The following is a 17,955-nucleotide window of genomic DNA, read 5'->3' as shown; positions in this document are numbered from 1 at the left end:
GATCAAACCCATGCATGACCATCATCCCTATGCACTATCAACCCGAACCATCATCTGCGTGGCCTCAGGTTACGCGCTGTTCGTGTTGGCGCTGCTGTTACTGCAACCGGCATAACGGGCGGCTAGCCGCCCCGCCTGGTCGAAGACAGAAACCAGGACAGTCTAGCGCGGTTCCCTGAGCGCCTCAGCCAGGCCCGACCAGCGCTCCGCCCGTTGGGCCAAAGCATCGCGCCAGAGGCGTTCGCTGGTGGCCACCACGCAGCGGGTTTTGGCGCGGGTGATGCCGGTGTAGATCAGCTCAGGGCTCAGCAGCCGCGCCGCATGATCCGACAGCAGCAGGGCCACATGGCCAAACTCGGAACCCTGGGTTTTGTGGATAGTCATGGCGTACACCGGCTCCACCTCCGGCAGCAGCCCCAGATTCAGGCGCCGGATGCCGTCGGCCTGCTCGAAACAAGCGTCCAGCTCGCCCCGGTCGTTGCGCCACACCAACCCCACGTCACCATTGAACACCCCCAGCCCCGGATGATTGCGGGTGATCATGATCGGCCGGCCATGGTAGTGATGGCCGGAGCGGATCGCTGCCCCGCTGTGCGCCAGCTGCGCTTCAATCCGCAAATTCAGTGCTTCCACCCCCCAGTCGCCCACCCGGGTGGGCACCAACACCCGAAAAGCCGCCAATCGCCGGAAGGCGTTGGCCAGATCGGGCGCGCTGGCGATGGGGCGGTAGTAGTGCTCCACCGCTGCGTCCAGCCAGCGCTCCAGCGACGCTGGGGGCAGATAGCCGAGCTGGCCGCTGTCAGTGGCGGGGGCACTGCTGACTGCACTCTGCAGCAGAGGCCAACTGCTGTCTGCGTCGAGGGCGATGGTCGCCTCTGCCAGTTGGCCGATACCGCCGCTGCCGTCGAAGCGGTGGCTGTGGCGCAGCAGACAGACGTGGTCCTGCGGCGGTGTTGCCGCAGCCGGCGGCACCCGGTAACCACAGTAGCGGGCAATCGCCTCCGCCGCTGTGGCGCTGTAGCCCTGGTGCGGCAGCGGCGCCAGATCGGACAATACCGAGCCGACGGCGATGGAGGGCAGTTGGTTGGCATCACCCACCAGCACCAGCCGTGCTTCGCCCGGCAGCGCGCGCAACAGCCGGGTCATCATCGGCAGATCCACCATCGAGGCTTCGTCGATCAGCAACAGATCCACCGCCAGCGGGTTGGCGGCATCGTGGCGTAGCGCGGTGCTGTTGGGCCGCACCCCCAGCAGGCCATGCAGGGTGTGCGCCTGTTCGGGAATCGCGGCCAGCAGGGCGGCGTCGATACCGGTGTGCGCCAGTTGCGCCTTGGCCGCAGCGATCGATTCCTGCAACCGCTGTTTGGCCTTACCGGTGGGTGCCGCCATCATGATCCGCAGTCCACCAGCGGCCACCGCCTGCAGCGTCGCCAGCATGCGAGCAACGGTATAGGTCTTACCGGTACCGGGGCCGCCGGAAAGCACGCAGAAACGGCGCTCCACCGCGTTCGCCACCGCCACCGCCTGCCAGTCTATCGCTGCAGAGGCCTGAGGCTGGCTCACCGCCTGCCCGCTCGCCGCCGGACAGTGGGGGAACAGCTGGCGGATCGTCTGCGCGGCCGCCGCTTGCTGGTCGGCGCTCAGCGCCAGCGGTGCCAGGCGCTGGTTGAGCGCCTGTGCCAGCTCCTGCTCGAACAACCAGTAACGGCGCAGGTAGAGTCGGTTCTGCTGACGTACCACCAGCTGGTTAGCTTCAGGCCCCAGCTCAAGGTCAGACAGCTGAGCCTGCAGGGCGGTCAGCTCGGCAAAGCGGTACCCGGGTCTGGGCACGCTGTCGCGCCCCTCCCCCGCCCACAGGGTCTGGCCGGCTACGGCGGCCAGGTCGAGGCAGCTATGGCCCTGACGCAACGCCCAGTGCAACGCCAGCCAGAGCATAAAACGCTCGGGGCGCTCACCGCCCAATTGCGTCTGCAGTTCACGGGCGAGAAAAAAGTCGATCGCTTCCAGCTCCGCGTAGCGGGCCAGACATTGATCACTATCGAGGCTGGCGAGATTTTCCAGTGACGACATCAGCCGTTCCCCTCCCATGAACCGGTGGCAAAGAGCGCATCCAGATCGTTCAGCAACGGCGGTTCCAGTGCGCAGTGAAACACCCCGCTGTCGCTACCGGGCTGCATCCCCCGCAAGTAGAGGTAATAGACCCCGCCAAAGTGACAGCCGGGGTCGTAATCGGCAACCCGGTCGCGCAGGTAGCGATGCAGTGCTACCGCGTAGATCAGGTACTGCAGGTCGTAGAAATGCGCTTCATTATTGGCTTTGAGGGCGGCATAACCGTAATCGGTCAGGCTGTTGCCCAAGTGAGTGGATTTGTAATCCGCCAGGTAATAGCGCCCCCGGTGTTCGAAGATCAGATCGATAAAACCGTGCATCATGCCGCGCAGGCGCGCGCTGCCCGGCAGTTGCAGCGCTGATTCGGTGCCGCGATGGCGTGCCAGCAGCAGCGCCAGCTGATCCAGATTCAGCCCCCCGAGGGGAAAGTAAAACTCGGCTTCGCGCAGGGTCGCCGGCCAGTTCAGCTCCGCCAGCCTCAGCGCTGTCCCCGCACCGATGGCGGGCAGTTCGGTTTCGACACAGGCCTGCAGCCACTGTTGCAGCAACGGCTGTTCGGTCTCGGCCAGCTGCCCAAAACGGAGCAGCGGATCGCGCAACACCTCGGCCCAGCGCGGGGCGCTGAAGTCGGTGTGCTCCAGCACGTCATGGAGCAGGTTGCCGGCGTGGGCGCCCTTGGGCAGCCGGAATCGCAGTGGCAGCTCCACCTCCACCACAGCCGCGCCGGTCTGATCATCGTCATGGTCCTTGCGGTCGCGGCGGGCGTGACCGAGGTTACGGGTCAGGGCCGAGAACGAACTCAGGCGCCAGTCGCGGTCAATATGCCGGCTGAACTGTGCCACGTTGGTCGGTGGTGAGCCATCGCCGCGTTGCGGCCCTTGAGGTGATGGCCACCCCTCCGCGCGGAGGCTGATCAGAGCGCAGGCTTCGGAATCACCAGCCAGCTGTTCGGCCAGCAGCTGCGGCCAGTTCGGCTCGCCCGCAACGCGACTGCCACACCCCAGCGCGCGCGCCAGCGGCGATGCGGCACTGTTGTTGAAGGGCGCGCAACAGAGATAGCAGCGCTGCTCAGCCCGGGTAACGGCGACGTACAACAGCCGGATCGCTTCCGCGTAGGCTTCGTCGGTGGCGCGCTGTTCGGCCTCGGGAGTACGCCCGATCATCTGCAGAGCAGCGCCGCTATCCGGGTGGTGATAACTCAAAAACTCCTGTTTGCGGTTGCCGAACTTGAGCGGTTCCTTGGGATAGTTGGCAAAGGGGACAAACACTACCGGGTATTCCAACCCCTTGGAGCCATGCTGGGTGACGATGCGGATCAGGTTGGCATCGCTCTCCAGCCGCAGCTCCGCCTGGGTGTCGCTGACAGCGGCCTGAACCTGGTCGTGCAACCACTCCAGCAGCTGCTGCGGGTGACGCAGGTTGCCGGACGCCTGCTGCAGCAGTTCGGCCAGATGGATATGGTTAGTGAGGCAGCGTTCGTGGCGCGTCGGCGGCGGGTTGAGGTGGTCATGGATCAGCGCCATCATCATGGCGATAAAGCCTTCACGCTGCCACTGCTCGCGCAGAGCGATCAGTCGATAGCGCATCGCCACCAGCGCGTCGGCGTCGCCGTTGAGGCAAGCCAGACGCTTAGCATCACCGCCCAGCAGGCTGGTGGCACAGGCGGCCAGCAGCGCGCCGCTTTGCTCCGGCGCCAGGATACCCTGCAGCACCAGCGCCAGCTCACTCGCCTCGGGGCTGTCAAAGATGTTATCCCGCGCGCTCAGATAGACTGACGAATAACCCGCCTGCAACAACGCCTGCTGCATGACATCGGCCTCGGTGCCGGTGCGCACCAGAATGGCGATGTCGCTTTCCTGCAGCACGCGGGAGTCGGTTGGCGCTGTCCCCAGCCGCGCCGGACTATTGAGCAAGCGGTCGATTTCGCTGCAGCACCAGGATGCGATCGAGTGACGAAACTCCCCGGTAACGCTGTCACCATCGGCGCCCTCTGCCGGCGTCAGCCAGACATAGTTGAGTGCGGCACGCGGCGGCTCTCCCGGCGGCAGCGGGTCGATCAGGTGCGCAAACGACGACTGCGCGGCTCTGGCCGCCTTGACCGGTTGGTAATCGATGCCGAATCCAAATACCGGTGCAGCCGGCTGCGCGTCCGGCGCTCCACGAAACAGGCGGTTATACCCAGCCACCATCGCCGGGACCGAACGCCAGTTGGTGTCCATCTGCCACTGGTCGTCGGCACCGTTGCGGGCGCTGAGGTAGGTAAAGATATCGCCGCCGCGGAAGGAGTAGATCGCCTGTTTGGGATCACCGATCATAAACAGGGCGGTGGCGCTGTTTTGGATTTCCGCGCTGGCGTGGTCGCCAACCGTTTCACTGCGCGGTCGGTAGACCCGCTCCAGAATGGCGTACTGGTGCGGGTCAGTGTCCTGAAACTCGTCCACCAGCGCCACCGGGTACTGTTGGCGCATGGCCGCCACCAGTGGCGCCCCCGCGTCGCTTACCACCCGCTGCGACAACAGGGTGATCAGGTCATCAAAATCCATCAGCCCCAGCTGGGTCTTGCTGGCAGCAAAGCGGCTGCGAATCGCCGCGATACCCTCGCGCAGATAGGGGTAAATCGTCGCCTGCTCGGCAGCCTCGGCGAGCTTAGGCAGCGTTTTCTTCAACTCTTTAAAGGGCTCAAGCAGCGGCTTTAGGTGTTGTGCTTTCTGGCTATTGAATCGGCCGCCATGGAGGAAGCGCTTCGCAGCCGATGCAATGCTATTCAGATCATCGTTAGCCAGCCATTCCAGAGTCTCCACCCACTCTGCTTGTCGCTCATCAGCATCATTGCGACCCTCTATCAGGGCGGCGAAGAGCTCGCTCTCGTGGTCAAGCAGCTGTGTCCGATAATCCCGTTTGATGGTGAGCGCTGCCTGAACAAGCTGCGCCGGTTCCGCCGCCAGCAGTTCGGCGCTGGAGCGGATGGCATTGCCAAACAGGCGGATAAAGGCCTCCGGGGTGTGCCAGCCCCGTTCGCTGAGCTGCTGATACAGCCCACCGTGAGCGATGCCGCGCAGCCAGTCGCGCACCGCTTCCAACAACTGCGCGCTGGTGTCGGCCTCCATCTCCAGCTCCATCGGCATGGCACTGGCCAGGGCATGTTGCTTGAGCACCCGGGCACTGAAACTGTGGATGGTGAAGATCGCCGCCTCATCCAGATGCAGCAGCGCACTCTGCAGCAACGGCACCGCCTGTGCCGCACTCAGGCGCTGTTCCATCGCCGCAAAGAAGGGGTCACTCTCTCCCAGCCGGCCCCAGTGGGCAGCGGCGTTACGCAGCTCGCGGTCGATCCGCCCACGCAGCTCTTCGGTGGCGGCCTTGGTAAAGGTCATCACCAACAGCTGCTGAACCGTCAATCGCCGCTCCAGCAGCAGGCGGATGTAGAGCCGGGTGATGTTATAGGTTTTGCCGGTACCGGCACTGGCCTCAATCAGCTGACGGCCTGTCAGGGTGAGTTCTGCGGGCTCAAGTCGGGCCTGAATCTCGCCGTTCATACCTCGCCCTCCGCAACGTCCAGTAGTGCGGCCACGGCCGGGTCATAGACCGGTTTAAGCTGCTCCCACCAATTATCAAGGCTGTCGCCCTCGGGCCAGAACCAGCTCACGTAGGGATCACTGCCCACCTGGTAGGGACTGGCGTAGTAGCCCACCGCCCACTCGCCGTTCCAGGCTTTGAGCCGCGCCGTTGCCTGCTCATCCCCCGGCAGCGGCCTGCTCACCCCGTTGCTGGTCTTGTACTGTTTGGCGCAGACCGTCAGCCCCAGTTTGGCGTTCAGCAGCAGCGGCGCGCACTGACCTTCACGCCACACCACCAGCAACTGTTCCAGTAACAGCCGGGCGTCGGCCACCGGCCCGAGAGCCAGCGTCTCCACTTGCGCGTCACCGGTTTTTTTATCCACCGGGCCGAGGAAAATACCGCGACTGCAACTGGTCAGGCCCGCGGCCTGAGCCATCAGGTGATAAAGCCACAACCGCCATTGATCCTTGGCTTTGGTCCGCGCCGGCCGCCACAGCAGCAGCTGCCGCTCCTCCGGCCCGTCGCTGACCAGCGGTAGCTGCCCGCGCAAGCGCACGCCGTCAAGCACCAGTTCGGCCGTCCGAACCTGCAAAGTTTCCACCCCCGCACACTCCAGCTCCGCCGCCAACGTCGATGCCTGCTGTTGCCAGCTGTCAACAAACTGCGCCGCGCGCAGACTGTCGGGCAGACGCCCCGATACCGCGAGCATCTCGCGCACCGCGGCGCTGGCCGGCTCCGGTTCGTCGCCGAGCGCCGCGCCGAGCAACAGCTCACGCGCCTGAAAAGCGGTCAAACCGTCGGCGTCAAAGGGTTCGGCATCGTCCAGTCGTGGATTGTCGCTTTGCAGACGCAGCCCCAGTCGCTGTTCGGCAAAGGCGCGCGAGGGGTTGTCGAAAAAGCGCACCAGTGCTTCCAGCTCCAGCGGCTGCAGCCCGTCGTCGTCCAGCAGCTGCTCGGGCGGATCGAGCCGGATGCGGTTGTCACGGGCGGCGCGCGGCTGGCTCAGCTGCTGCCAGCGATGATCGAAACCGGGCTCATCGCCACTGAAGTTGTCGGCACTGAAGGGGTGCAGAGGCTGACGCTGCAGTTCGGCTCCCGGCTCAAAGCGCCAGCCGTATCCGCGCTGCAGGTAATCCATCAGCTCGGTCAGTATCAGACTGGGCTGGCGCTCGCTATTGTTCTTGATGTCGGCCCCTTGATAGCTGAGATAGAGCTTCTCGCGGGTGCAGATCAGCGCTTCGAGGAACAGGTAACGATCGTCGCCGCGACGCGAGCGATCACCGGCACGACGGGGCGTCTGCGCCATCAGGTCAAAGCCGAACGGTACCTGCTGGCGCGGGTATTCGCCGTCGTTGAGGCCGAGGATGGCGATCACCCGGAAGGGTGCGCTACGCATCGGTTCCAGCGAGCAGAAAGTGATCTGGCCGGTCATAAAGCGATTGCTGCCATCGGGCATACCAAGATGGTGATTCAGGTAGTGGCGCACTACATCCAGCGTCAGCGGCTGGTCATACGCCACCAGCGCGGTCCAGCTCACCAGTTGGTTGATCGCCTTGTCCAGCTCGTCGCTGGCGTCGCGCTCATCGCCGCCGGGATCAGCCGGGCTGAAGAAGGCATCACGCAGCTCGCGCAGGTAGTGTCCCCACTCCTGCGGCGTGCGCGGCTGGACCAGGGTGCGGGCGTGGCGCTGCAGTCGCTCCAACAGCTGCATCAGCCGCCCCAGCAGTATGGCATCGGCCCCCTCTACCAGCGGCAGCAGCCATTGGTGATCCACCAGCTCGGCCTCGTCGCTGCGGGCAAAGCCCAGCAATAGCCGGCGCAGCCCCCAGTCCCAACTGAACAGGGCCGAGCTTTCGGCCGCTCCGCTCATGTTCGCCTTATGCCCGGCATCCAGCCCCCAGTGGATACCCGCTTCACTCAGCCACCATTGCAGCGTGGAGAGTTCATCGGCGCTAAAACCGAAGCGTGCCTGCAACGAAGGCAGTCGTAGCAGGTCAAGAATGCGCGACACCTGAAAACGGCTGTCAGGCAGAGTCAGCAGCTCGAGAAAGCTGCTGATCAGCGGTTCAGCATCCCGCGGGGCGCGGTCGGTGATCGATACCGGCAGTTTGGGCGGCTGGTCGCTGCCCTCTACACGGCTGGCGAAAAAGCCGCTGTCGAATACGGCGCTGATATAGGGGGCGTAATGCTCCACCTGCGGACACATCACCAGCACATCGCGCGGGGTCAGGGTCTGATCCTGGTTGAAGCGGTGCAGCAGCCAGTCGTGCAGCGCCTGCAGTTCGCGCAGCGCACTATGGCTGGCACTGAGGGTAATGCTGTCGTCCACCTGCCGCTCCACCACGGCGGTCGGGTCCGCTGGACGGGCATCATGGAGGGTGAGAATGTCGCGCTGGATCTGCTGCAGCACGCTCGGCGGCTCGCCGCCGGTATCGGGCTGCGGCTCGCTGGGTGGCAGATCGAAGGCGCTGATCTCGCAGCTGTCGAGCCCTTGCAGCGCGGCAAAGAACTCTTTGCCCTGCCCGCCCAGATTGGCCAGTAGCGGATTACCGGGTTCTCCGGGCAGGGCCGCCGGCTCCGGCTGAGCGCTCAGTTCTGAATCGGTGCACTCCGGATCAACACAGGCCAGCCAACGCCGCACCTGCTCTGCCCGCTGTGCGGCCTGCTGTTTCTCGGCCTGCAGATCGCCCCAATAAGCAACACAGGGGTTGAGATGAAACAGGTGCACCTGGGTATAGCGCGCTAACTGATCGAAAAACTGCAGCGTACCCGGTGGCAGGGTGTTGATGGCAAACAGGCAGATCTGTGCCGGCAGTTTGTCGGCATGGGCGGCCAACGCGCTGATCGCCTCGCGCTGCAGCCGCACCGGATGATCAGGATTCTCGGTCACCAACAACCGCCACAGCGCCGCCTGCCAGTTGTCGTCCAACCCGGCAGGGCTCTGCCCCTGCTCCCAGGCCTCGATCCAGTCGGGACGAAACATCAGGTACTGCTCGTACAGGTCGGCCTGCTTGGAGGCCAGTTGGAAGCGCTTGAGGAGGTCATCACAACGGACATCAGCGTCAGTCTCGCTGCGCCAGTAGCGGGTAACCTCGTCAAAACGGGCATCGTCGATGCAGAGCTCACTGGCCAGCAGCCGGTCGATCCGCCATGCCAGCGCCTCACGCTGGTAGGGAGATTCCAGCGGTACCCGCTCCGGCCCCAGCAGCCGCCGCACCAGCTGCCACAGAAACACCCCGGGCATGGGAAAGTCGAGATTCATGCACAGGCCACGGGATTCCGCCAGCGCCATGCTGACCCAGTGCTGCATCCCCTGACTTTCGACGATCACCGTGCTCGGCGCCAGCACCGAGCCCGGGTTGAGACTCAGTACATGCTCCAGCAGCAGCGCCAGATCCTCCAACCGGTTGGCGGGATAAAGGGTGATCTGGCCAGAGGCTGAGGGCATGCCGCACTTCCTTGTCTTACAGGGCAATAGTGTTAATGGGCAATGGTCTTGAAAGACGATCGCCTCAACGAACAAATGACTGGCCAGTATAAGGGCTTAAGGACAGCTTGGGGACCGTGCCGATGGAGAATGGCGCCGGTTGCGGCCGGATCATACCGACGCGGGGAGAAAACGGGCAAAAAAAAAGCGCGCCACCAGGGCGCGCCATAAACAGAATCGAGAAAAAGCGATGCGATGCCGCTAGCCGACAGTTCCTGTCGCTACCGCGATACCCGCGGTTACCAGCGCTGGCAAAAACCCAACCACAAACGTCATTACCATCAGTCGTTGCTTTGTCATTGTCTATGACCCTCAAGCTAGTGTGTCCCTGCTGTTTAAAAACTGCTCAAACAACGATGGAGCCATTCTAGCGATGCCCACAGCAATAACATTGACTTATGTCACGCGAATGGTTTTGTCACTTTTACGCCGTCCCACTCATCCAGCAGGCGTCACTTGAGACAACGCAGCGGCGCGACCGCACATGGCTCAGCCGACAACCAACCTTATCCCCTCGACCCGCTCAATGTAACGATTCATTGCCTCGTTGCTGGTAAGCCCCTTGCAGGCTTCCCAGGCGTTGTACTTGGCGCGGTTAACCAGATCGGTCATGCCCGGTTTGTTGCCACTGATATCGCCCTCCGTGGCCTGCTTGAACAGCGCGTACATCTCCAGCTTCATCGTCGTGGTTAGCGGCACCGAGGTATCAGCGGTGCGGACGTATTCAAGACAGTCGTGAAATCGTTGTTGCAGGTCGGTCATCGCGTTGGCTCCGGATGGTTGGGTTAACAGGATCAGCGGATGCTAGCGCGAGCCGAGACCCGGCACAGTGACAATAGCGCCACCAAACGCTGGCCAAACTGCTTGCGCCGATAGCAATGCAACCAGCCTAACCCAGCAGCAGTTTCAGGCTCATCAACACACAGATAGTGACAACCAGCGGGCGAATCAGCCGCGAACCTTTCAGCACCACCAACGAGGCCCCCAGCCGTCCGCCAAGCAGTTGCCCCAACGCCATCACCAGCCCCAGACTCCAGACCACCTGCCCGCCAGCGATAAAGAACAGCAGCGAGGCGAGATTACTGGTGAGGTTCAGCACTTTGGTGTGCGCCGTGGCCTTGGTGAGGCCGAACCCTAGTAGGCTGACAAAGGCGATGGCAAAAAAGGAACCGGTGCCGGGACCAAAAAAACCGTCATAAAAGCCCACGCCGAAACCGACCGTGAGGGCAAAAGCCAGTTCGCCGATGCGTCGCTGTACATCCTCTTCACCCACCTGCGGTGAGAACAGAAAGTAGAGTGCGATCAGGATCAACAGCAGCGGGATCACCGACGTCAGAATGCCGGGATCGAGCTGCTGTACCAGCAGGGTGCCCAGCGCGGCACCGACAAAGGTGGAGCCGATCATCCAGCGCACACGGCGCAGATCCACCCAGCCACGGCGAATAAAATAGAGGCTGGCCGAAAAGGTGCCGAAACTGCCCTGCAACTTGTTGGTCGCCAGCGCTTCAGCCGGCGACAGCCCGGCGAACAGCAGCGCCGGCAGCGCTATCATGCCGCCACCGCCGGCGATGGCGTCGATGCTGCCGGCCAGCAACCCGGCCAGAAACAGCATCAGCAGCAGCTCAGGGGTCAGTTCGGCAAACATCCGTTTTCCATCACGCTGGTGAAGAGGGCGTCGTCAAAGGATTGAGGACCAACCGGGGCATCAGCAGGACAGCCACCGGCGGGCACCAGGCCAGCGGCGCGCAGCACCCTGTTCAACCCGCTCCGGCCAGATAATCACGCATCCAGCGATAGAGAGTGTCAGCGTCCAGCTGTGCAAACGGCAGGGTATCAAATCCATCGCCGGCCTCGGCATCGCGACGGGCGAACTGATAGCTGACGATATCAGGCTGCTGATCGTGCAGAATCAGGATGATCCGTTTGCCACTTTTGATGCAATCGAGGGTGATCACATCGGCTGGAAACCCCTGTGCGCGCATCTGCCGGCTGACGCCGACAACCGGGTCGCAAGCGGCGAAATCACGCTGGATACGGGCATGGGCCTCACTGGCATACTCGGCGAGGGTTTCAAGCGGCTGATCCATTCGGGTTCATCCTTAAGCGTTACCAACAGAGCAGGCATCCTCTGCCGGTTCGCTGAGCGCGTCAAGAGACGCGCCCGCTGGCAACCATTTACGATCCGCTGTCAGCCTTGCAGGTGCTGACTGAAAAACGCCATCGTACGCTGCCACGCCAGCTCCGCCGCTGCCTCGTTATAGCGTCCGGTAGAGTCGTTATGAAAGCCGTGATTGACACCGGGGTACATATGCATCTGGTAGTTTTTGTTACCCGCCTTGAGATCCTGTTCATACTCCGGCCAGGTGGCGTTCACCCGCTGATCCAGTTCGGCCAGATGGATCAGCAGCGGCGCCTTGATCTGCTGCCGCAAAGGCCTCGCCGCCGGAGTGCCGTAAAAGGGTACGCCGGCATCCACCAGATCAGCAGCGCGAGCCACCAGCATGTTGGTGATGTAGCCGCCAAAGCAGAAGCCCACGACTCCCAGCCGGCCATTACTCTGCCGGTGTTGATGAATAAAATGCGCCGCGGCGATAAAGTCCGCTTCGATTTTGGCCCGGTCCATCGATTTCTGCAGTGCCCTACCCTCATCGTCGTTACCGGGATAACCACCGAGGGTATGCAGCGCATCGGGGGCAAAGGCGATAAACCCCGCCTTGGCCACTCGCCGCGCCACGTCCTTGATATAGGGGTTGAGGCCGCGGTTCTCGTGAACCACCAGTACCACCCCCACCGGGCCGCTCAAACCCGCCGGCTCGACCAAGTAGCCGCGCCCCTCACCGTGCCCCTCCGGCGAGGCAAAGGTGGCGTAGCTGGCCTTGATAGCGGGATCGTTGAACGACACCTGCTCGGCCAGCGCATAGTTGGGCAACAGCGCAGCGGTTAGCGTGGCGAGGCTGTATCCCAGCGCGGTAAGCGCCGTTAGTCGGGTCATGAACTCGCGCCGGGTGATCACTCCATGGGCGTATTCGTCGTACCAGTCAAAGGCCTCCTGCGGGATAACACTGTCGGGCTGAACAGGTTGGGGCTGCATAACCACCTCGTCACGGTTGTTGGTTGTGATGGGTAAAGTCTAGTTAACACCAACCAAATCACTCAGCCTTTCGTTGTCGCACTGGCGGAATCCCATGAGCCAGCGAGCAATAAAGTGTATACTGCTCGCCTTCTTGATCTATCGCCCCGCCGGGCGTACCGCGTTAACCCTCCCATTCCGGATATGTACTGTGCTCACAACCGCTAATCTCGCCATCCAGTTTGGCGCCAAACCCCTGTTCGAAAATGTCTCCGTCAAGTTCGGCGATGGCAACCGCTACGGCCTGATCGGCGCCAACGGCTGCGGCAAGTCGACCCTGATGAAAATTCTCGGAGGCGACCTGGAACCCAGCGCGGGCAATGTCTCCAAGGGGCCGAACGAACGGATCGGCAAGCTGAAGCAGGACCAGTTCGCCTACGAGCAGTACAGCGTGGTCGATACCGTGATCATGGGCCACGACGAGTTGTGGGCGGTCAAGGCCGAGCGTGATGCCATCTATGCCAAAGCGGAGATGACCGAGGCCGACGGTATCCGCGCTGGCGAGCTGGAAGCCGAATTTGCCGAGATGGACGGCTACACCGCCGAGTCCCGTGCCGGTGAACTGCTGCTGGGGGTGGGCATCCCGCTGGAGCAGCATTTTGGGCCCATGAGCGAAGTAGCCCCCGGCTGGAAGCTACGGGTGCTGCTGGCACAGGTGCTGTTTTCCGAGCCCGATATCATGCTACTGGACGAGCCCACCAACAACCTGGATATCCATACCATCCACTGGCTGGAGGGGGTGCTCAACGCGCGTAACTGCACCATGATCATCATCTCCCACGACCGCCACTTCCTGAACGCCGTGTGCACCCATATGGCGGATCTGGACTACGGCGAACTGCGGGTGTTTACCGGTTCCTACGACGAATACATGACCGCTGCCACTCAGGCGCGCGAACGACTGCTGGCGGATAACGCCAAGAAAAAAGCCCAGATCGCCGAGCTGCGAACCTTCGTCAGCCGCTTCTCCGCCAACGCCTCCAAGTCCAAGCAGGCCACCTCGCGCGCCAAGCAGATCGACAAGATTCAGTTGGAGGAGGTCAAACCCTCCAGCCGCCAGAACCCCTTTATCCGCTTCGAGCAGGAGAAAAAACTGCACCGGCTGGCACTGGAAGTGGAAGGGCTGGGCAAGTCCTACGACGAGGCACTGTTCAGCGGCCTCAACCTGATGGTCGAAGTGGGCGAAAAGATCGCCGTTATCGGTCCCAACGGTATCGGCAAATCCACCCTGCTGCGCTGCCTGGTGGGCGATCTGGAACCCAGCGCCGGCAGCATCAAGTGGTCCGAAAACGTCACCATGGGCTACTACGCCCAGGATCACGCCGCTGACTTTGAGATGGACAAAACGCTGCTGGAGTGGATGGGCCAGTGGGGTAAAGAGGGTGACGACGAGCAGGTCATCCGCGGCACCCTCGGACGGCTGCTGTTCTCACAAAAAGAGATCGATAAGTCAGTAAAGGTGATCTCCGGGGGGGAGCAGGGACGGATGCTGTTCGGCAAAATGATGCTGCAGCGCCCCAACGTACTATTGCTGGACGAACCCACCAACCACCTGGACATGGAGTCGATCGAGTCGCTCAACCTGGCGCTGGAAAACTACCCGGGCACGCTGATATTCGTCAGTCACGACCGCGAGTTCGTGTCCTCGCTGGCGACCCGCATCATTGAGCTGACCCCGACCGGAATCAACGATTTCCACGGCAGCTACGACGACTACCTGAAGAGCCAGGGAGTGGAGGGGTAATTTAGACCCTTCCACTCTTTAGCATATGTCCGAAAGCGGCGCGGAGCGGATATCTGAGATTGCTTCTATAAACGGTGTTTCAATCTCCTTCCACTGCAATCAGATGGTCTTTGTTCCGCCCACCCGGGCGGGTCACTTTTTGTCCGTCGTGACAAAAAGTAACCAAAAAACACTCGCCCACAAAGCCGCCCTACGGGACCTGCGCGCTGAACGCCCTTGAGGGGCACAACAGAATGGCCGTCCCTGGCCATGCTGTTGCGGCGGCGGCCATCCGGGCCTTGCCCCTGCGGGCTGAAACCCTCAAGGGCATTCAGTGCTCGTCGTCTTTCGAGGGGCCGGGGGTGCCAGCCGCTCTCAGGGTGCCGTTATCTGCTTTTCTGGCTTGAGTAAGAATGCGGTAACCCGGCTGCGACTTAACCCCTTTGGAGCCGACGAGCACGGCGACGGGGATTCGATCAGGCCCGCGCAAAGCGCGGGGCGAGGCATGGATGCCGAGCCGGATTGCGGCACAGGCAGGTGCCGTCCGATCCGCCAGAATCACCGTTGCCGCGCGCAGTGGACCCGTAGGGCGGCGGAACCAGGGGAACATAAGGCACAAGTAGTTCTTTCTTCCCCTGTTCTTTGGAACGTTTGCCAAAGAATAGGGCCGCCCGGGTGGGCGGAAGAGAGGATTTCAATCAGCGCAGATAAATAGCTTAAAATCCATACTGACCGGCCCTGAACTAAAGACCGCTCCGCGCCGACTGTCGCCCCCCACGCGCAACAATACGCACCCGTATAGACACTCATGCCGCGACCATGGCACACTCCGGAGCATCAACCGGGAGAGTGTTCATGTCCGCCTGCCTCCATTTCTATTTCGATTTCCTGTCACCCTACGCCTACTTCAGCTGGCGGCGGCTGCAGCCTCTGTGCGACCGCTATGGTGCCGAGCTGCGCGCTCATCCGGTGGTGTTTGGCAAGCTACTGGACCACTGGGGCCAGCGCGGCCCCGCTGAAGTGCCGCCCAAGAAAGCCCTGCTCTACCGCTACTGTTACCGCTACGCCGCGCGCCAGGGGTTCGCCTTCAACCCCCCCAGCTGCCATCCCTTCAACCCGCTGCCAACTCTGCGCCTGGCGTTGGCCGAAGTCAGCGGCACGCAGCAGTTTGCGGTGATCGATAGCCTGTTTGAAGCCGGTTGGTCACAGGGGGCGGACCTCAGCTGTAGCGACTCTCTCAAGGCCATTCTCGACCACGCCGGGCTCGACGGCAGCGCCCTGCTCGGTGCCGCCTGTAGCGACAACGCCAAGGCAGCGCTGCGGCGTGAAACCGAGCAAGCGATTGCCAGAGGGGTATTCGGTGTTCCCGCTTTTGTGCTTGACGACGAACTGTTCTGGGGTAACGACCAGTTGGATCACATCGAACTCTGCCTGCGCGGAGACGACCCCCTCGACCGCGCCGCCATCGACGAAATGCTGGCCCGGCCGCGTGGTATCGACCGTAAGGCGATCAGCGGTTAAACGCGCCGCGAACCGCTTTACCTTCAACGGCCCAGCCTTTACCCTGCCTTGCGCCCGGAGCCCCCCCCCCCCCCTCCCTTTAGAGCCTGCTGTTATGTCCACCACCGCCCTGTTTGCCGATGTCCAGAATATCTACTACACCACGCGGCAGGCTTACGGGCGCCAGTTCAACTACCGCGCCTTGTGGAACCGGGTCAGCGCACTGGGCGAGATCGTCACCGCCAACGCCTACGCCATCGACAGCGGTAACGACGGCCAGCACAAGTTCCAGAATGCGCTCCGGCAGATCGGCTTCGAGGTCAAACTGAAACCCTATATCCAGCGGGCCGACGGCTCCGCCAAGGGCGACTGGGATGTAGGCATCACCCTGGACGTGATGGAGGCCGCCGCCAAGGTTGACCGCATTGTGCTGCTGTCTGGGGACGGCGACTTCGACCTGTTGCTGCAGCGAATCAGCGAGCGCTACGGCATCGCCACCGAGGTGTACGGTGTGCCCAAGTTGACGGCTGATTCACTGATGCGCGCCGCCGGGCGCTTTAATCCCATCGACAACGCCCTGCTGCTGTAACCGCAGCGCGCCCCGCTGGCATAGTTAACCGCGATCTCCGTCACCGCGACCCACGGCTATCCGGTGCTAAACCTAGCGACACAAAACCGTCAGCAAACGCACTAACGACTGTCACAAACCGAAGGTTAAATGCCCATCGAAACCTGCGGTCTTTGTGACCGGATTGGCCGTTAGCCAGTCGCTGCCGCGGGATACCAACACCAAACGTCACTTTTCCTGAGCCGGGATCGCTCAATGGGCTCTCGTGGCTGCCCTTGCCGGAGGAACGCGGCAATCGGGCCGCCCAACACTCATCTGGAGATCGGCGATGCAACACGATTTTTCCACGGCTAGTGACTACGCTACCGTTTCAGTCCAGGCAACCGATGCGACACCAGCGCGCGCCGAGTTAGAACGCGCGCTGGACAGCATCGAAGACGTCAACCGCGTGATACTGTGCATGACCCAGTTCCTGAGGATGCAGCAGGACTGGCTGCTGGATCGGGGTCATTATCACAACCGCAGCGATATGCTGGACGTGGCCAAGGTCCAGTCGTTGGCCGATGAAGCGGTGAAAAGCCTGGCCGACCATGTCACCAATCTGCAGCACCCCGGCTGCCTGTGCCGTAGCGCCTGATACTGCAGCGGTTAAGTTGTCGCAGGTATCTACGGATGCAGCCGCACGGAAAAAGGTGCGCTCCCGGTGCCAGTCCATGGCCGCGGGAGCGCGGAGGGTGAAGGGTTCAGGTGGATACCGGGTAGCCGACCCTACTAGTTGGTAGATACCGGTACCGGGCGTTGAATAATTTCGATGCGGCGGTTCTTGGCACGCCCCTCATCACTATCGTTGTCGGCCACCGGGTTGTGCTCGCCAAAGGAGATCGCCAGCAGCTGATCCGGACTCACCCCTTCCTGTTCCAACAGGCGTACCACGCTGGACGCCCGAGCCGCGGCCAGTTCCCAGTTAGTGGGGTATTTGGAAGCCAGACCGCCGCTGATAGCCACGTTGTCGGTAAAGCCGGCCACCACCGTCTGATAGGGACTCTTCTTCAACTCCGCCGCAGCGCGGGTCAGCACTTCGACGCCCTGCTCGTTAAGCTGGGCAGAGCCGGATGCAAACAGAATCTCGTTAGCCAGATTCACCTTGATACCAGACTTGATCATCTCGATCTTGACCTGATTGGCCTCCTGCTCTTTGGCGAACGTGCTCTGCAGGTTGTCGTACACCTCTTGCTGACGCACCAGCTCGGCTTGGATCTGGGCTTCTTTTTCTGCCGCCAGCTGCTTCTGCCGCTCAGCCTCGGCAAACGCCTCTTTGGCGCGCTTGGCCGCAGCTGCCTTCTCCTCTTCGGTTTGCGCCACTTGCGAATTCAACTGCGCCTGCTGCTCAAGCAGTGCATCGCGCTCGGAAACCATCTGCTCGTACTTGGCCGATGACACGCAGCCGCTGAGCATCAGCAGGGTCACGCAAACCAGACCGATCACCATCACCGGTCGCTCGGTAAAATACCCCTGCTGCGCGCTGATGGAACCTTGACCCAGTGCGGAGCGCACTTTGTTGATGCGTCGAATGCGAGCCGCCGTTGTCGCCTTGCTAGTCATAACTACCTCGTTGAACCAGTGAATCGGACACCGCCGCGGGAGAAGGGGCCGTTGGCGGGTAACAGGAGAGTTATTACAAGGCGCGTGCCACAAAACACATTAACAAATATAAACAAAGAGTTAGGATTAATGATCCGGAATAGGTGGGACTACATTTATCGTTCCGGACTTAAAGCTGTCGGTAACGGGCGACAATCACATGACTTCATCGCCAACAATCACCCCGAATACACAAAAAAGTATTATAAAAACAAAACTATAGAAATAAAAAACAGCTG

The 17,955-nt window shown here is 62.0% G+C and carries 12 protein-coding genes; 4 read left to right on the top strand and 8 right to left on the bottom strand.

Annotated elements, in window-relative coordinates; translation table 11 throughout:
* Positions 1 to 162: 162 nt before the first annotated feature.
* The 7 genes from recD to JJQ76_RS00640 form a co-directional block, all read right to left on the bottom strand.
* Positions 163 to 2,070, bottom strand: coding sequence for an exodeoxyribonuclease V subunit alpha (gene recD / locus JJQ76_RS00670; protein WP_210394660.1), 1,908 nt, complete (start codon positions 2,068 to 2,070; stop codon positions 163 to 165).
* The gene (gene recB, locus JJQ76_RS00665) at positions 2,070 to 5,645 is read right to left on the bottom strand and encodes an exodeoxyribonuclease V subunit beta (protein WP_210394659.1); all 3,576 of its coding nucleotides are present in this window, start codon (positions 5,643 to 5,645) and stop codon (positions 2,070 to 2,072) included. The genes recD and recB overlap by 1 nt, the downstream gene beginning before the upstream one ends.
* Positions 5,642 to 9,115: an exodeoxyribonuclease V subunit gamma gene (recC, locus tag JJQ76_RS00660; protein ID WP_210394658.1), complete on the bottom strand. Its 3,474-nt coding sequence runs from the start codon at positions 9,113 to 9,115 to the stop codon at positions 5,642 to 5,644. Before recC ends, recB begins: the two co-directional genes overlap by 4 nt.
* Positions 9,116 to 9,643: 528 nt before the next feature.
* Positions 9,644 to 9,916 (bottom strand): acyl-CoA-binding protein, encoded by a 273-nt coding sequence (locus JJQ76_RS00655; RefSeq protein ID WP_210394657.1) that lies wholly within the window; start codon positions 9,914 to 9,916, stop codon positions 9,644 to 9,646.
* Between the two features lie 127 nt (positions 9,917 to 10,043).
* Positions 10,044 to 10,799: a TSUP family transporter gene (locus tag JJQ76_RS00650; RefSeq protein WP_210394656.1), complete on the bottom strand. Its 756-nt coding sequence runs from the start codon at positions 10,797 to 10,799 to the stop codon at positions 10,044 to 10,046.
* A gap of 112 nt (positions 10,800 to 10,911) precedes the next feature.
* The gene (locus tag JJQ76_RS00645; protein WP_210394655.1) at positions 10,912 to 11,241 is read right to left on the bottom strand and encodes a hypothetical protein; all 330 of its coding nucleotides are present in this window, start codon (positions 11,239 to 11,241) and stop codon (positions 10,912 to 10,914) included.
* Positions 11,242 to 11,342: 101 nt separating this feature from the next.
* A complete protein-coding gene (locus JJQ76_RS00640; RefSeq protein ID WP_210394654.1) occupies positions 11,343 to 12,245 on the bottom strand; it encodes a dienelactone hydrolase family protein in 903 nt (300 codons plus the stop codon).
* A gap of 190 nt (positions 12,246 to 12,435) precedes the next feature.
* On the opposite strand from JJQ76_RS00640, the gene JJQ76_RS00635 reads away from it, so the two are divergent.
* From JJQ76_RS00635 to JJQ76_RS00620, 4 genes are all read left to right on the top strand, one after another.
* Complete coding sequence (locus tag JJQ76_RS00635; protein WP_210394653.1) at positions 12,436 to 14,028, top strand: ABC-F family ATPase; 1,593 nt, start codon at positions 12,436 to 12,438, stop codon at positions 14,026 to 14,028.
* An 834-nt stretch (positions 14,029 to 14,862) separates the two neighbouring features.
* Positions 14,863 to 15,528 carry a 2-hydroxychromene-2-carboxylate isomerase gene (locus tag JJQ76_RS00630; protein ID WP_210394652.1) on the top strand — a complete coding sequence of 222 codons (666 nt, stop codon included), beginning with the start codon at positions 14,863 to 14,865 and terminating at the stop codon, positions 15,526 to 15,528.
* Positions 15,529 to 15,622: 94 nt separating this feature from the next.
* Entirely contained in the window at positions 15,623 to 16,096 is a 474-nt protein-coding gene (locus tag JJQ76_RS00625; protein ID WP_210394651.1) for a LabA-like NYN domain-containing protein, read from the top strand.
* A gap of 307 nt (positions 16,097 to 16,403) precedes the next feature.
* Positions 16,404 to 16,712: a hypothetical protein gene (locus JJQ76_RS00620; protein WP_210394650.1), complete on the top strand. Its 309-nt coding sequence runs from the start codon at positions 16,404 to 16,406 to the stop codon at positions 16,710 to 16,712.
* Between the two features lie 134 nt (positions 16,713 to 16,846).
* Here the strand turns inward: JJQ76_RS00620 and JJQ76_RS00615 are convergent, their stop codons facing one another.
* Positions 16,847 to 17,677, bottom strand: coding sequence for an OmpA/MotB family protein (locus JJQ76_RS00615; RefSeq protein WP_210394649.1), 831 nt, complete (start codon positions 17,675 to 17,677; stop codon positions 16,847 to 16,849).
* Positions 17,678 to 17,955: the final 278 nt, after the last annotated feature.

Origin of the sequence: Motiliproteus sediminis, assembly GCF_017912535.1 — a bacterium.
Taxonomy (GTDB): domain Bacteria; phylum Pseudomonadota; class Gammaproteobacteria; order Pseudomonadales; family Balneatricaceae; genus Motiliproteus; species Motiliproteus sediminis.
This window is presented reverse-complemented; position numbering and strand designations above follow the sequence as displayed.

Coding starts and splice junctions, on each gene's coding strand:
- recD (WP_210394660.1), bottom strand. CDS start 2,070: ATGTCGTCACTGGAAAATCTCGCCAGCCTCGATAGTGATCAATGTCTG.
- recB (WP_210394659.1), bottom strand. CDS start 5,645: ATGAACGGCGAGATTCAGGCCCGACTTGAGCCCGCAGAACTCACCCTG.
- recC (WP_210394658.1), bottom strand. CDS start 9,115: ATGCCCTCAGCCTCTGGCCAGATCACCCTTTATCCCGCCAACCGGTTG.
- JJQ76_RS00655 (WP_210394657.1), bottom strand. CDS start 9,916: ATGACCGACCTGCAACAACGATTTCACGACTGTCTTGAATACGTCCGC.
- JJQ76_RS00650 (WP_210394656.1), bottom strand. CDS start 10,799: ATGTTTGCCGAACTGACCCCTGAGCTGCTGCTGATGCTGTTTCTGGCC.
- JJQ76_RS00645 (WP_210394655.1), bottom strand. CDS start 11,241: ATGGATCAGCCGCTTGAAACCCTCGCCGAGTATGCCAGTGAGGCCCAT.
- JJQ76_RS00640 (WP_210394654.1), bottom strand. CDS start 12,245: ATGCAGCCCCAACCTGTTCAGCCCGACAGTGTTATCCCGCAGGAGGCC.
- JJQ76_RS00630 (WP_210394652.1), top strand. CDS start 14,863: ATGTCCGCCTGCCTCCATTTCTATTTCGATTTCCTGTCACCCTACGCC.
- JJQ76_RS00625 (WP_210394651.1), top strand. CDS start 15,623: ATGTCCACCACCGCCCTGTTTGCCGATGTCCAGAATATCTACTACACC.
- JJQ76_RS00620 (WP_210394650.1), top strand. CDS start 16,404: ATGCAACACGATTTTTCCACGGCTAGTGACTACGCTACCGTTTCAGTC.
- JJQ76_RS00615 (WP_210394649.1), bottom strand. CDS start 17,677: ATGACTAGCAAGGCGACAACGGCGGCTCGCATTCGACGCATCAACAAA.